The following is a 14,236-nucleotide window of genomic DNA, read 5'->3' as shown; positions in this document are numbered from 1 at the left end:
TCCGGCTAGACCGGGCTTACCGCATACCCCGGCTCAGCCCACTACTTCATCCCCCAGCGATTGCGCCAGCGTCCGCAACAACCCCGCGAGCTGCGCACGCGATTCCATGTTCAACGCCGCGAGTATCCGCTGCTCGTTCTCCATATGCTTCGGCAGCAGGTCGTCGATCATCTGACGACCGGCAGGGGTGAGCCGGACCCGGATTACTCTGCGGTCTTCCGGGCACGGCATGCGCTCGACCAACCCCTTGGCCACCAGCCGGTCGATCCGGTTGGTGATCGCGCCGGAGGTCACCATCGCCACCTTGATCAGCGCGCCCGCGGTGAGGCCCGCGTCGCCGCCGGAACGGCGCAGCGTGGCGAGCACGTCGAACTCCCAGAATTCGATCCCGAACTCGTTGAAGAAGTGCTTGAGCTCCTGCTCGAAGAGGCGCGACAACCGTTGGATGCGGCCGATCACGGCCATCGGCGAGACGTCGACCTCCGGCCGCTCCCGATTCCAGTGCTGGATGAACAGGTCCACCGCGTCCGCCATGGCCGCTCCTCTCTACATTGAGAATCTTAACATTGATCTACTTGACGTTGAGGTACCCGGACGGGTAGATATTTCAACGTTGAGATTATCAATGAGGAGCGAACGACATGACCACAAGCACCACCCCGCGCACCGGAAACTCGTACGCGGGCACCCTGGCGCTCACCGCCCTCACTCCGATCGTCTGGGGCTCCACCTACGCCATCACCACCGAGTTCCTGCCGCCGGACCGCCCGCTGTTCACCGCGCTCATGCGCGCACTGCCCGCCGGCCTGGCGCTGCTCGCCATCACCAGGGTGCTGCCGCGCGGCCGCTGGATCGGCCGGGCCGCCGCGCTCGGCATGCTGAACATCGGTGCCTTCTTCCCGTTGCTGTTCCTCGCCGCGTACCGGCTGCCCGGCGGTGTGGCCGGCGTGCTCGGCGCGGTCGCGCCGATGTTCGCGCTCGGCCTGGCCACCGTCGTGCTCGCCGAGAAACCCAACGGGCGCAAGGTGTTTGCCGGCCTGATCGGCGTCTTCGGCGTCGCGCTCGTAGTGCTGCGGGCCAATGCGCAACTCGACACCGTCGGCGTCATCGCCGGACTCGGCGGCGCCGCGTCCATGGCGGCGGGCACCGTGCTCACCCAGCGGTGGGGTCGGCCTGCGGGCGTCGGCCCGCTCGCGCTGACCGGCTGGCAGCTCACCGCCGGTGGTCTGTTCATCCTGCCGCTCGCCCTGCTGATCGAGGGTGCGCCGCCCGCGCTGGACGCCGACGCGATCGGTGGCTACCTGTACATCGGCATCGTCGGCACCGCGGCGGCCTACTGGCTCTGGTTCCGCGGGATCTCCAAGGTGCCCGCCACCTCGGTGGCCTTCCTCGGGCTGCTGAGCCCGGTGTCGGCGGCCGTGATCGGCTGGATCGCGTTCGGTCAGGCGCTCAGCCCGCTACAGCTGATCGGCCTGGTCATCGCGCTGGCCGGCACGGTGTTCGGTCAAATGGCGGGTAAACCGAAGGCGGCCACTGTCGCGGAAGCGGCCGCGCCCGTCCCGGCGGCCGCGCGCTGAGCTGTCGAAAAAGGGGGTTGACCTTGACGTAACGTCAAGTTGCATGCTGGTTACACCGACGAGATGAGAAGGGAGAACAGGTCGTGAGCACCGAATGGTCAATCCAGGATCTGGCCAAGGCGGCCGGTACCACCAGCCGCACGCTGCGCCACTACGGCCAGCTCGGACTACTGCCGCCGAGCCGGATCGGCACCAACGGATATCGCTACTACGACCAGGACTCCCTGCTGCGGTTGCAACGCATCCTGCTGCTGCGAGAACTCGGCCTCGGCCTCCCGGTCATCGCCGAAGTCCTTGCCGGAGAACGGGACACCGGTACCGCACTGCGCACGCACCTGGAACTGCTTCGGCAGGAACAGGATCGGATCCGGCGCCAGATCTCTTCGGTGCAAACCACACTGCAGAAGACGGAAAGAGGTGAACAACTCATGGCCGCAGAAGTTTTCGACGGCTTCGACCACACTCAGTACAAGGATGAGGTGATCGAACGCTGGGGCAAGGACGCCTACGAAAGCGGCGACAAGTGGTGGCGCTCGATGAGCGAGGCGCAGAAGAAGGCGCACTTCCAGACCCATCTGGACATCGCCGCCGACTACGGCAGGGCACACGCCGCCGGGCTGACCCCCGACAGCGCCGAGGTGCAGGCCATCGTCGCCAGGCACCGTGCCTGGATCGGTGACGGCTGGCAGGGCAAGGCCGTGCTGAAGGAGGCCTTCATCGGCCTCGGCGAGATGTACGTCGCGGACCCGCGGTTCGGGGCCAACTACGACGTGCACGGCGCGGGCACCGTGGAGTTCGTCCGCGACGCCATGAAGGTCTACGCCGAAACACAGCTGTAGATCGCGCCCAACACCCGGCCGGTACGCATACTGAATGCGTGCCGGCCGTCGGCGGAGAGAGGGCATCCGAGCAATGACATACGCCAGTGAGAGTCGGCAGGCGCCTGCGGCGCCGAGCGGGGTGGTCGCGACCACCGCGGCAGTGCTGGCCTTGTTCGTCGGGCTGTGCAACATGTGGGGCGAACGAACCGTACTGAACGCCCTGCGCGACGGCCCGCACATCGACAAATCCTTCGCCGCCTTCTCGACGCTCGGCGCGTTACTCGCCGCGATCGCCCTGATCTACGGCGCCGTCCAATTGCTCCGCCGCGACGAGACCGCCCGCTATATCCTCATCCTCACCTCGGGCCTGCTGACCGCCGTCGCCCTCGTCGCCCTCGTCTGCGCGCTCTTCGGTTACCAGCCCGACTACGGCATCGACTGGCTCCCCGAGCAGCGGCGGTCACTCGAAATCCTCAACGGCAATTTCGACGGCCTGGTCGGTACCTTGACCGCCCTGCTGCATCGCGAGTGGATCGCCTCGCTGACCGCCGCGGTCCTGCCCTTGGCCGTCTTCCTGCTGGCCTCCTCCGGCCTCACCACTCGCTGGGTCGCCTACCAGCCACCCCGCCCGTATCTCGAAACCGCCGATAGCGAAACGACTTTCGCCGCCATCGACACATAACCCCTTTGTGGGCGACAAAGATCCGCGCCGATGTACTCGGCCGCTCGCCGGAGATCGCGTCCTTCGCCTTACGGGCGCGGGGGCGAGTGCATGGCCAGGTTCTCCCTCGGGGCCCCGGCCGACCCGACATGCTCGATCGCGTCGCGTCTCGCGCCGAACCGCTGAGGCTATAAAGCCCTCATGGCCGTCAAGTCCACTATCGGCAAACTTCCGGCGAAATCGGGATGGCTCTGGCACGAAAACGTGCGTGGACCCGGTCTCGTGATGTGCCCCGCACGACTCCACCCAGACCCCGCGCGGACTTCCGATACTCTGGGCTCCCGTGACCGTCGCATCGTCCCCGGGTAACTCCGCCAACTCCACCTCACAGTTCGATCTGATCGTCGTCGGCTCCGGATTCTTCGGGCTGACCGTCGCCGAACGCGCCGCTACCGAGCTCGGTAAACGCGTGCTGGTGATCGATCGTCGCTATCACCTCGGCGGCAACGCCTACTCGGAGCCGGACCCGGATACCGGGATCGAGATCCACAAGTACGGCGCGCACCTGTTCCACACCTCGAACAAGCGGGTCTGGGATTACGTCACCAAGTTCACCGAGTTCACCGGCTACCAGCACCGGGTCTTCGCGCTGCACAAGGGGCAGGCCTACCAGTTCCCGATGGGCCTTGGCCTGATCTCCCAGTTCTTCGGCCGCTACTTCACGCCGGAAGAGGCGCGCAAGCTGATCGCCGAGCAGTCCGCGGAGTTCGAGGCCAAGGACGCGCAGAACTTCGAGGAGAAGGCGATCTCGCTGATCGGGCGCCCGCTCTACGAGGCGTTCATGCGCGACTACACCGCCAAGCAGTGGCAGACCGACCCGAAGGAACTGCCCGCGGGCAACATCACCCGCCTGCCGGTGCGCTACACCTTCGACAACCGCTACTTCAACGACACCTACGAGGGCCTGCCCAAAGAGGGCTACACGAAGTGGCTGGAAAATATGGCCGCCTCGGAGCTCATCGAGGTCAGGGTGAACACCGACTGGTTCGACGTGCGCGACGAACTGCGCGCCGCGAACCCGGACGCTCCGGTCGTCTACACCGGCCCGCTGGACCGCTACTTCGACTACCAAGAGGGCGAACTCGGCTGGCGCACCATCGATTTCGAAACCGAGGTGCTCGACACCGGTGACTTCCAGGGCACCTCGGTGATGAACTACAACGATGCGGACGTGCCCTTCACCCGCATCATCGAGCCGCGCCATTTCCACCCGGAGCGCGACTACCCGAAGGACAAGACGGTCATCATGCGCGAGTTCTCCCGCTCCGCGCAGACCGGCGACGAGCCGTACTACCCGATCAACACGCCGGAGGATCGCGCCAAGGTGTCGGCCTACCGCGCGCTCGCCAAGAAGGAAACCGCAACGGACAAGGTCCTTTTCGGCGGCCGACTCGGCACCTACCAGTACCTGGATATGCACATGGCCATCGGCAGTGCGCTCAGCATGTTCGACAATGTGCTGCGTCCGCACTTGGAGACCGGTGCGCCGCTCGCTGACGAAAGTGCAGAATGACCGCCCAATCCGTGGTGGAAGACATGACCACCGAGACCCGTGCGAAATCGCTGCTGCAGCGGATCATCCTGCCCCGGCCGGGTGAGCCGCTCGACGTGCGCACCCTCTACGTCGAGGAATCCAAGACCAACGCCAAGCGCGCGCACGCCGCCACCCGCACCTCGCTGTCCATCGGCGCGGAGTCCGAGGTGTCGTTCTGCACCTATTTCAACGCGCTGCCCGCCAGCTACTGGCGGCGCTGGAGCATCCTCGAGTCGGTGGTGCTCCGCCTGGAACTGGCCGGTCACGGACGAGTGGATGTTTACCGCTCGAAGGCAGACGGTTCGCGAATTCACGTGCAGGGCAAGGAATTCGCCGTAGCACCCGGTACCGAATCGGTGCACGTCGAATTCGAGGCCGACCTCGGCCCGTTCGAGGACGGCGGCTGGATCTGGTTCGACATCACCACCGACACGGCGGTCACGCTGCTGTCCGGCGGCTGGTACGCACCGGTCGAGGCGCCCGATCAGGGCAGCATCGCGGTCGGCATGCCGACCTTCAACCGGCCCACCGATCTGGTGAAAACCCTTGCCGCCCTTGGCTCGGACCCGCTGGTGCTGGAGAAGGTCGCCGCGGTGATCGTCGCCGATCAGGGCAATCGCAAGGTGGTCGACGAGCCCGGCTTCGCCGAGGCCGCCGCGCCGCTCGGCGACCGGCTCGCCATCCACAATCAGCCCAACCTCGGCGGCTCCGGCGGCTACAGCCGGGTGATGTACGAGGCGCTGAAGACCACCGACGCCGAGTACATCGTCTACATGGACGACGACATCGAGATCGAGCCCGACTCGATCCTGCGCGCGCTGGCCTTCGCCCGGTTCGCCAAGTCGCCGGTGCTGGTCGGCGGGCAGATGCTCAACCTGCAGGAACGCTCGCACCTGCACAGCATGGGTGAGGTCGTCGACCGCGGCATCTTCATGTGGACCTCCGCGCCGAATGTCGAGTACGACCACGACTTCTCGAAGTATCCGCTCAAGGACCGCGACAACTCCAAGCTGCTGCACCGGCGCATCGACGTCGACTTCAACGGCTGGTGGACCTGCGTGATCCCGCGCCGGGTCGCCGAGGAGATCGGCCAGCCGCTGCCGCTGTTCCTGAAGTGGGACGACGTCGAATACGGGCTGCGCGCCAGGGATTACGGCTACCCCACGGTCACCCTGCCCGGTGCCGCGGTGTGGCACATGGCGTGGAGCGACAAGGACGACGCCATCGACTGGCAGGCGTACTTCCACCTGCGCAACCGACTGGTCGTCGCCTCGCTGCACATGCCGGGCAACGGACGCGGCATGGTCGTCAACACGGTCAAGGCGACGCTGAAACACCTGCTGTGCCTGGAGTATTCGACGGTCGCCATTCAGAACTTGGCGATCCAGGACTTCCTCGCGGGTCCGGAGCGGCTGTTCCAACTGTTGCCGAGTGCGCTCGGCGCGGTGCACGCGCTGCGCAAGCAGTACCCGGACGCGGTCATCCTGCCGTCGTCCACCGAGCTGCCGCTGGCCAGCCACCTCGAGGTCGGCGCTGTCGCCGAGCCCGCGAACCCGATCGCCAAGGTGGTCCGGCTGGCCAAGGGCGTGCTGCACAACTTCCGCCCGGCGCACACTCAGCACCACGAGATCCCGCAGCTGAACGTCCCGACGCTGGACGCGCGGTGGTTCTTGCTGTCACAGGTCGACGGGGTTACCGTCACCACCGCCGACGGACGTGGCGTCGTCTACCGCAAGCGTGACCCGCGCCAGGCCCTCGGCCTCTTCAAGGAGGCCCTGCGCCTGCGCAAGGAACTGGCCGCCCGCTTCCCCGAGATGCAGCAGCGCTACCGCGCCGCCCACCCGCAGCTGACCAGCAGCGCGGCCTGGGAAAATGCCTTCGGCATCGGTGCCGAGACGAAGGGTGACAAGTAGTGAGTGTCGCGGACAACACCGCGGTGAACAAGCCGCTGCAGAGCACGAACGGCCACGGCGGACCGGTGTCCGCGGTGCCGTCGATCGAACCGGCGTCGCCCGAGGTGAAGATCATCAACGCGGTGCAGGCCAGGATCGCCACCCCCGAGGTGATCAAGGCGGCCCGCGGCATGTCGCATTTCGGTGAGCACGCGCTCGGCTGGGTCGGCATCGCCGCGGCGGGCTGGCTCGTCGACAAGCCGCGGCGCAGGCAGTGGGCCGGGGTCGCGGTCGGCGCGGTCGGCGCGCACGCCGCCTCGATCGTGATCAAGCGGGTCGTCCGGCGGCCCCGCCCCAACGATCCGTCGGTGCAGGTCAACGTGTCGACGCCGAGCAAGCTGAGCTTCCCGTCCTCGCACGCCACCTCGACGACCGCGGCGGCGGTGTTGCTCGGCAGATTGACCGGGCTACCCTTGCCTGCGGTGCTCGTCCCACCGATGCTGCTTTCCCGGGTCGTCCTCGGGGTGCACTATCCCTCCGATGTGCTCGCTGGTTCGGCGCTCGGTGCCGCGTCCGCCGCCGTTGTGCTTGCCGCCGAAAAGAGACTCGATGACCGCCACAGAAAGAGCCTTGGTAGTTGACATGAGGGAGCGAAGCGAGCGAATCATGACACAGCGTGCCTCGCACATGACGGAGCCGAGCGCCAGCGAGGTCGAGTCATGAGCGAAGAGCCGACTGGTGCCGACCTAGCTGAAGCGGTCGTCAAGGGGCCGCCGAAGACGTTGGCGGGCGGGTTGTTCAAGGCTGTCCGGCCGCGGCAGTGGGTCAAGAATGTCCTGGTGCTCGCGGCCCCGCTGGCCGCGGGCACGGTCAACGAGATCGACGTGCTCGCGCATGTCGGCATCGCCTTCGTGGTGTTCTGTCTGGCGGCCTCCGGCATCTACCTGGTCAACGACGCCCTCGACGTCGAGGCGGACCGGGCGCACCCGACCAAGCGATTCCGGCCGATCGCCGCCGGCATCGTCCCGGTGAACCTGGCCTACACGTTGTCGGTCGTGCTGCTCGTCGCCTCGATCGCGGGCTCGTTCCTCGCGTCGTGGAACCTGGCCGTGGTGATGGCGATCTACATCGGCATCCAGCTGGCCTACTGCTTCGGCCTCAAGCACCAGGCGGTGCTGGACATCTGCATCGTGTCCTCGGGCTTCCTGCTGCGCGCGGTCGCCGGTAGCGCGGCCGCGAATATCGCTCCGTCGCAGTGGTTCCTGCTGATCATGGCGTTCGGTTCGCTGTTCATGGCGGCAGGCAAGCGCTACGCCGAACTGCAGATCGCGGTGAGCACGGGCGCTAAGATCCGCAAGTCGCTGGAGTACTACACGCCGACCTATCTGCGCTTTGTCTGGACCCTGTCGGCCACAGCCGTCGTGGTGTTCTACGGTCTGTGGGCGTTCCAACAGGACAACCTAAAAGACACCAATTGGTACGCAATCTCGATGATTCCGTTTACCATCGCAATCCTGCGCTACGCGGTCGACGTCGATGGCGGCGAGGCCGGTGAACCTGAAGAGATCGCTCTGGGGGATCGTGTCCTCCAGTTACTCGCAATCGCCTTGATCGGAGCGGTAGGTGTCGCTGTCTATCTCACCTGACGAGATGTTGGTAGCGGGAGTGGAGCAAGAGGAATACGCGAACGAGGGGCCGGCTGTGCAGCCGGCCCGCTCGGCGTCGCGGTACGCCCTGCTATCCCGTGCCACGTTCGTCGGTGGGATCGCACTCACCGTGGTCCTTTTCGCCGTCGGCGGCTGGCAGCGCCGCTGGATCGCCGACGACGGCCTGATCGTGCTGCGCACGGTGCGCAACCTGCTGGCAGGCAACGGACCCGTCTTCAACGAGGGCGAGCGCGTCGAGACCAACACCAGCACCGCGTGGACCTACATCGTCTGGTTCTTCAGCTGGCTGACCCAGGCGCGACTCGAGTACGTGGTGCTCGGCATCGCGTTCACCCTGTCGCTGGCCGCGGTCGTGTTCGCCATGCTCGGCGCGAGCAGGCTGTGGGGCGGCCCGAAGTCGGTGCTGCTGCTGCCCGCCGGGATGCTGGTCTACATCGCCATCCCGCCCGCCCGCGACTACGTCACCTCGGGGCTGGAGAGCTGCCTGGTGATCTGCTGGCTCGGCCTGCTGTGGTGGCAGCTGATCCGCTGGAGTCAGGCCGAGCGCGTCCGATTGCCCGGTCTGCTCGGTCTGGTTTTTCTCGCGGGCCTGGCCCCGCTGATCCGCCCGGAGATGACGCTGGTCGGCGGGCTCGCGCTGCTGATGATCGTCATCGCGCCGATGCCGGAGTCCCGGCTGCGTCCGATCGTGTTGCGCGGCTTGATCATTCTGGTCGCGGGCCTGGTGCCGATGGGCTACCAGATCTGGCGGATGGGCTACTACGGCCTGCCCTACCCGAACACCGCGGTCGCCAAGGACGCGGGCGGCGCCAAGTGGCACCAGGGCTTCATCTACCTGTGGGATCTGGTCGGCCCGTACTACCTGTGGGTGCCGTTGCTCGTGCTGCTCGTCGCGGGAGTCGTCGCGGGGCGGAATAAGACCGCCGAGCCGGTGGATCCGGCCGGACGGCATGCCGCCGCCGAGGAGCAGTCCCGGTGGCACGCGCGCCGGATTCGGGAATGGCTGCGCTCGCCCGCCGCGGTGGTCACGCTGGTGCTGCTCAGCGGATTCGTCCTCACCATCTACGCGCTGCGTGTCGGCGGTGACTTCATGCACGGCCGCATGCTGCTGGCGCAGCTGTTCCTGCTGCTGCTGCCCGTCGCCGTGGTGCCGATCCGGCTGCCGGCGGGCGGGCTGCGTTCCGCGACCGCCGCCGACTGGTCCTTCGCGGTGGTGCTCTTCGCGTTGCTCGGCACCGCGGGCTGGGCGTTGTTCGCCGCCAACACCACCGCGATCAAGTCCGGCACCAAGATCACCTCGACCGGCATCGTCGACGAGCGGGTCTACTACGTCCTCAATACCGGCCACGACCATCCGATCCTGGCCGAGGACTACCTGGACTACCCGCGCATCCGGCCGATGGTCGACAACATCACCGAGACTCCGAACGGCGGCCTGCTGCTGAACTCGCCGTCGTTCATGTTCTGGTACATCGCGCCACCGCCGCAGCCGATTCCGGCGGGCGGCGCCGGGCACACCGTCTACTTCCTCAACCTCGGTATGACCAGCATGAACGTCCCGCTGAACGTGCGCGTCATCGATCAGATGGGCCTGGCCTATCCGCTCGCCGCGCACACCGAGCGGCTCACCGACGGCCGGATCGGACACGACAAGGCGCTGTACCCGGACTGGGTCATCGTGGACACCGGCATGGTGGACAGGAAGCCGTGGATGCCCTGGTACCTGGACGAGAAGTGGGTGACCCAGGCGCGCACCGCGATGTCCTGCCCCACCACCGAGGCGCTGCAGATCTCCTACCGCGACCCGCTCACCTTCGAGCGGTTCCGGCACAACTTGAAGCACGCACTGACCTTCGCCAAGTACCGGATCGACAGGGTGCCCAAGTACGAGATCGAACGGTGCGGTTTGGTGGACCCGTTCCCGAAGCCCGCACCCGCGCCGCGCTGAGTCGAGTCACGCGGATCGGCTGAGCCGAATGCCAATGATCAATACGCACACCGGGTTCCCTGCACAGGGTGCCCGGTGTTCGCTTTGGGCAAGTTTCACAAAATTCGTATACACCCCGCTGTCTCGGTTCGATAACGCCACTGTCACGATGACGCGCTAGGCTGCGAAAGTACGCCCGTCATGACGTCAACTAGTTGTGGGCATCGGCGGGTCATCGTGAGACAACAGCCGATGCTGTTGCATGAACGAGAGGTCGAAACTGATGCGAGGCGTGTTCGGGCGTCTGAATACTCGAAGAGCCGGATCGTGGCTGAAGCGTTCGGCGCTGGTGTCCATGGCGATTCTGCTGCCGCTCGGGGTGTCGGTGGCAGGCCCGGCCGGACCGGCGTCCGCGGCGTTCAACCCGGATGGCTTCGATTTCTGGGTCGATTCGGAGATGGGCCCGATCAAGAACCGGGTCTTCCGCGCCGCCGACGGCAACACCGGTCGCGTGGTCTACGCGCTGGACGGTATGCGGGCCCGGCCGGATCTGAACGGCTGGGAAGTCGACACCGAGGTCGTGCGCGAGCTGACCAAATGGAACATGAACGTCGTCATGCCGGTCGGCGGTCCGTCGAGCTTCTACGCCGACTGGACCGGGCCGAGTAACTTCTTCGGTCTCGGCAGCGCGGGTTCGTCGTCTACGGGCTCGGCCAATTCCGGCTCCGGACTGCTCTCGGGCTCCGCGGGCATGGGTAAGACGAATACCTACAAGTGGGAAACCTTCCTCACGCAGAACCTGCGCAACGCGCTGCGCGATCGGCTTGGCTTCAATCCGAACGGCAACGCAGTGTTCGGCCTGTCCATGGGCGGCAGCGCGGCGCTCACCCTGGCCGCCTACCACCCGGACCAGTTCCGTTACGCCGGTTCGTATTCCGGTTATCTGAACATCTCGGCGCCGGGTATGCGCGAGGCGCTGCGGGTGGCCATGCTCGACGCGGGCGGCTTCAACATCGACGCGATGGCGCCGCCGTGGGGTCCGCAGTGGCTCCGGATGGATCCGTTCGTCTTCGCGCCGCGGCTAAAGGCCAACAACACCAGGCTGTGGGTCTCGGCGGGCAGCGGTCTGCCCAGCGGTGCCGACGGGCTGAGCTTCAACACCGTCAACGCGATGGGACTCGAGGCGCTGGCGCTGGCCAACACCCGCGCGTTCCAGGTCCGGATGGCCACGCTGGGCGCAGGCAACGCCACCTACGACTTCCCGGCCGTCGGTGTGCACAACTGGACCTACTGGTCCGATGAGGTCTACCGGATGATCCCGGACATGTCCGCCAATATCGGGTGATTCACGAGTAATTCTGTTCGAAAGACCGCCCGGTGCCGAGTGCACCGGGCGGTCTTTTCGTTTGCCAGGCGTCCAACCGGTGTTTGGTAACGAATGAGAAGGGTGGCGGCAGGCGAGTTGTGGCATGAGTCACTTTCCAGCAACATATAAGCTTCCGATGCCGATTGATACACGAAGAACATGCACAGAGGTCGATTCGTCCGGTTTCGGTGGACGGCGGCACTCGGTGTCCGCAGCGGGGGCCGGTCGAGATCGCCAGCTGTTTGCCCCCCGGCCGCCCGAACGAAAGGTCGAGTTAGATGCGAATTACCCGCTGGAAAGGTAGATCCGGTACGTCCGGAGCGACTGGTTCGTGGGTGAAGCGATCCGCACTCGGTGTCGCCGTCGCTCTGTTGCTGCCCTTCGGTGTCGCGGCAGCAGGCAGTGGTGCCATCGCATCGGCGGGCATGGACCCCGGCGCGTTCGACTTCTGGGTCGATTCCGGCATGGGCCCGATCAAGACCCGCGTGCTGCGCGCCAGGGACGGCAACACCAACCGGGTCGCCTACGTGCTCGACGGCATGCGTGCGCCCGAGACGCTGAACGGCTGGGAGATCGAGACCAACGTTCCCGCGGTCCTGGCCGACGCGAACATCAACGTGGTCATGCCCGTCGGCGGCATGTCCAGCTTCTACGCCGACTGGAACGCGCCGAGCGAGCTGGCGGGCATCCCGGCGGGCTCCGGCTCGTCCTCCGGCTCCGGCGCGCTGAACATCCTGGCCGCCGGTCCCGGCAAGAGCTACCGGTACCAGTGGGAGACCTTCCTGACCAGGGACCTGCGCAACGCGCTGCACGACCGGCTCGGCTTCAACACCACCCGCAACGGCGTGTTCGGCCTGTCCATGGGTGGCAGCGCGGCGCTCACCCTGGCCGCATACCACCCGGACCAGTTCAGCTTCGCCGGTTCGTACTCCGGCTACCTGAACATCTCCGCGCCCGGCATGCGGGAGGCGATCCGCATCGCCATGCTGGACGCGGGCGGCTACAACGTCGACTCGATGGCACCGCCGTGGGGTCCGCAGTGGCTGCGGATGGATCCGTTCGTCTTCGCGCCGAACCTGGTCCGCAACGGCACCCGCCTGTGGATCGCCGCGGCCAGTGGTCTGCCGACGGCGAACGATGGGCCGAGCTTCAACACCCTCAACGGGATGGGTCTCGAGGCGCTGGCGCTGGCGAACACCCGCGCGTTCAACGTGCGGATGGCGACACTGGGCGGCGGCAACACCGTCTACTCCTACCCGGCCTACGGTATTCACGCGTGGAACAACTGGACCGACGAGGCCTACCGGATGATCCCGGACATGTCCGCCAATATCGGCTGACGAATTCGTCGTCAACAGACCGCCCGGCGCTATCGAGCGCCGGGCGGTCTGTTGTTTTCGCCCGGTCGACGGAATCGCGAGCATGATTGGCTGGTAGATCGCTGGTGAACGAATTGCGATCTTCTCGTGGTCGGTTGTCGCGGAAATGCGCACGATCGGCAAATCTTTGGTTTTCGTCACGATCCGGCATCACAGCGCGTTTTCCGAAGGTCGCCGCGCGAATTCGCGCTGGAAGCCGTCGATGCTGAGTGTCGATCTGCATGCGGTCAACGGCGAGCGCACGGGCGAAAGGTCGAATCGATGCGATCAGGCGGAGTACGCGGGACGGTTGCCAGTGCACGCGAATCGGCGCACCACCGCTGGTTTCGGCGTTCGGTCGCGGGTCTGGTGGTGGCCATCGCGCTGCCGTTCGGCGCCGCGCTCGGCGGATTCGGCGCGACCGCGCAGGCCGGCTACGACCCGCGCGGCTTCGACTTCTGGGTCGACTCCAGCATGGGTCCGATCAAGTCCAGGATCTTCCGTGCCGCCGACGGCAACACCCGGCGGGTGGTGTACGCGCTGGACGGCCTGCGCGCCCGCAACGACCTGAGCGGCTGGGAGATCGACACCGACATCTCCCACGTGCTGCCGCAGTGGAACATCAATGTGGTGATGCCGGTCGGCGGACAGTCCAGCTTCTATTCGGATTGGATTGCGCCGAGTAACACCAACGGCCAACAGCAGCCCTATGCCTGGGAGAGCTTTCTCACCGAGAATCTGCGCTGGGCGTTGCGCGACCGCCTCGGCTTCACTCCGCGCAGCAACGGCGTGTTCGGCCTGTCCATGGGTGGCAGCGCCGCGCTCGCGCTGGCCGCCTACCATCCCGACCAGTTCCGTTATGCCGGTTCGTATTCGGGTTACCTGAACATCTCGGCCCCCGCGATGAAGGAGGGGCTGCGGCTGGCCATGCTCGACGCGGGCGGCTTCAACATCGACGCCATGTGGGGCCCGCCCTGGGATCCCCGCTGGTTGCGCCACGATCCGTTCATGTTCGCGCCGCTGTTGCGTGACAACGGAACTCGGCTGTGGATCGCCAGCGGCAATGGCCTGAACGGACCGCGTGATGTGATCAACAGCCCGATCGACGGCTACCACCTCGGCAACGCGATGGCGCTGGAAACGATCGCGCTCGCCAACACCCGTGCCTTTGAAGCACGGATTAACAGTCTCGGACCGAGCAACTCGGTGTTCGTCTACACCCCGGTGGGCGTGCACAGCTGGAACTACTGGCAGGATCAGGTGTTCCAGATGCTGCCCGACCTCAGCGCGCATTTAGGCTGACTTGAAATCGCGGCGCTCCCTTGGTTGTCCGTGGATACGCGGCGCTGCCGCCGCGGGTAGCTGACACTTCC

12 protein-coding genes are annotated in these 14,236 nt (G+C 66.2%); 11 read left to right on the top strand and 1 reads right to left on the bottom strand.

Annotated features, from left to right (window positions below; genetic code table 11):
• Positions 1-33 precede the first annotated feature (33 nt).
• Complete coding sequence (locus tag ACIBCN_RS13830) at positions 34-534, bottom strand: MarR family winged helix-turn-helix transcriptional regulator (RefSeq protein WP_396991835.1); 501 nt, start codon at positions 532-534, stop codon at positions 34-36.
• Between the two features lie 107 nt (positions 535-641).
• On the opposite strand from ACIBCN_RS13830, the gene ACIBCN_RS13825 reads away from it, so the two are divergent.
• From ACIBCN_RS13825 to ACIBCN_RS13775, 11 genes are all read left to right on the top strand, one after another.
• Positions 642-1,577: an EamA family transporter gene (locus tag ACIBCN_RS13825; protein ID WP_396991834.1), complete on the top strand. Its 936-nt coding sequence runs from the start codon at positions 642-644 to the stop codon at positions 1,575-1,577.
• 83 nt (positions 1,578-1,660) lie between these two features.
• Positions 1,661-2,416: a TipAS antibiotic-recognition domain-containing protein gene (locus ACIBCN_RS13820; RefSeq protein WP_396991833.1), complete on the top strand. Its 756-nt coding sequence runs from the start codon at positions 1,661-1,663 to the stop codon at positions 2,414-2,416.
• Positions 2,417-2,489: 73 nt separating this feature from the next.
• The gene (locus ACIBCN_RS13815) at positions 2,490-3,080 is read left to right on the top strand and encodes a hypothetical protein (RefSeq protein WP_396991832.1); all 591 of its coding nucleotides are present in this window, start codon (positions 2,490-2,492) and stop codon (positions 3,078-3,080) included.
• Positions 3,081-3,402: 322 nt separating this feature from the next.
• Positions 3,403-4,632, top strand: a complete 1,230-nt coding sequence (gene glf / locus ACIBCN_RS13810; protein WP_396991831.1) for a UDP-galactopyranose mutase — start codon at positions 3,403-3,405, stop codon at positions 4,630-4,632.
• Entirely contained in the window at positions 4,629-6,566 is a 1,938-nt protein-coding gene (locus ACIBCN_RS13805) for a glycosyltransferase (protein WP_396991830.1), read from the top strand. Before glf ends, ACIBCN_RS13805 begins: the two co-directional genes overlap by 4 nt.
• An 83-nt stretch (positions 6,567-6,649) precedes the next feature.
• Positions 6,650-7,186 (top strand): phosphatase PAP2 family protein, encoded by a 537-nt coding sequence (locus ACIBCN_RS13800; protein ID WP_396991908.1) that lies wholly within the window; start codon positions 6,650-6,652, stop codon positions 7,184-7,186.
• A gap of 78 nt (positions 7,187-7,264) precedes the next feature.
• On the top strand, positions 7,265-8,191 hold the full coding sequence (locus ACIBCN_RS13795; protein ID WP_396991829.1) for a decaprenyl-phosphate phosphoribosyltransferase: 927 nt from the start codon (positions 7,265-7,267) through the stop codon (positions 8,189-8,191).
• Positions 8,192-8,195: 4 nt separating this feature from the next.
• Complete coding sequence (gene zomB / locus ACIBCN_RS13790; protein ID WP_396991828.1) at positions 8,196-10,160, top strand: flagellar motor control protein ZomB; 1,965 nt, start codon at positions 8,196-8,198, stop codon at positions 10,158-10,160.
• Between the two features lie 241 nt (positions 10,161-10,401).
• Positions 10,402-11,484: an alpha/beta hydrolase gene (locus ACIBCN_RS13785; protein ID WP_396991827.1), complete on the top strand. Its 1,083-nt coding sequence runs from the start codon at positions 10,402-10,404 to the stop codon at positions 11,482-11,484.
• A 299-nt stretch (positions 11,485-11,783) separates the two neighbouring features.
• The gene (locus tag ACIBCN_RS13780) at positions 11,784-12,845 is read left to right on the top strand and encodes an alpha/beta hydrolase (RefSeq protein WP_396991826.1); all 1,062 of its coding nucleotides are present in this window, start codon (positions 11,784-11,786) and stop codon (positions 12,843-12,845) included.
• A 300-nt stretch (positions 12,846-13,145) separates the two neighbouring features.
• Complete coding sequence (locus ACIBCN_RS13775; RefSeq protein WP_396991825.1) at positions 13,146-14,165, top strand: alpha/beta hydrolase; 1,020 nt, start codon at positions 13,146-13,148, stop codon at positions 14,163-14,165.
• Positions 14,166-14,236 lie beyond the last annotated feature (71 nt).

The sequence above is a fragment of the Nocardia sp. NPDC051052 genome (assembly GCF_044456045.1).
Classification (GTDB): domain Bacteria; phylum Actinomycetota; class Actinomycetes; order Mycobacteriales; family Mycobacteriaceae; genus Nocardia.
This window is presented reverse-complemented; position numbering and strand designations above follow the sequence as displayed.

Excerpts from the sequence above, each read along its gene's own strand:
- ACIBCN_RS13825 (WP_396991834.1), top strand. The coding sequence starts at position 642 with ATGACCACAAGCACCACCCCGCGCACCGGAAACTCGTACGCGGGCACC.
- ACIBCN_RS13795 (WP_396991829.1), top strand. The coding sequence starts at position 7,265 with ATGAGCGAAGAGCCGACTGGTGCCGACCTAGCTGAAGCGGTCGTCAAG.
- ACIBCN_RS13780 (WP_396991826.1), top strand. The coding sequence starts at position 11,784 with ATGCGAATTACCCGCTGGAAAGGTAGATCCGGTACGTCCGGAGCGACT.
- ACIBCN_RS13830 (WP_396991835.1), bottom strand. The coding sequence starts at position 534 with ATGGCGGACGCGGTGGACCTGTTCATCCAGCACTGGAATCGGGAGCGG.
- zomB (WP_396991828.1), top strand. The coding sequence starts at position 8,196 with ATGTTGGTAGCGGGAGTGGAGCAAGAGGAATACGCGAACGAGGGGCCG.
- ACIBCN_RS13785 (WP_396991827.1), top strand. The coding sequence starts at position 10,402 with ATGAACGAGAGGTCGAAACTGATGCGAGGCGTGTTCGGGCGTCTGAAT.
- ACIBCN_RS13775 (WP_396991825.1), top strand. The coding sequence starts at position 13,146 with ATGCGATCAGGCGGAGTACGCGGGACGGTTGCCAGTGCACGCGAATCG.
- ACIBCN_RS13805 (WP_396991830.1), top strand. The coding sequence starts at position 4,629 with ATGACCGCCCAATCCGTGGTGGAAGACATGACCACCGAGACCCGTGCG.
- ACIBCN_RS13815 (WP_396991832.1), top strand. The coding sequence starts at position 2,490 with ATGACATACGCCAGTGAGAGTCGGCAGGCGCCTGCGGCGCCGAGCGGG.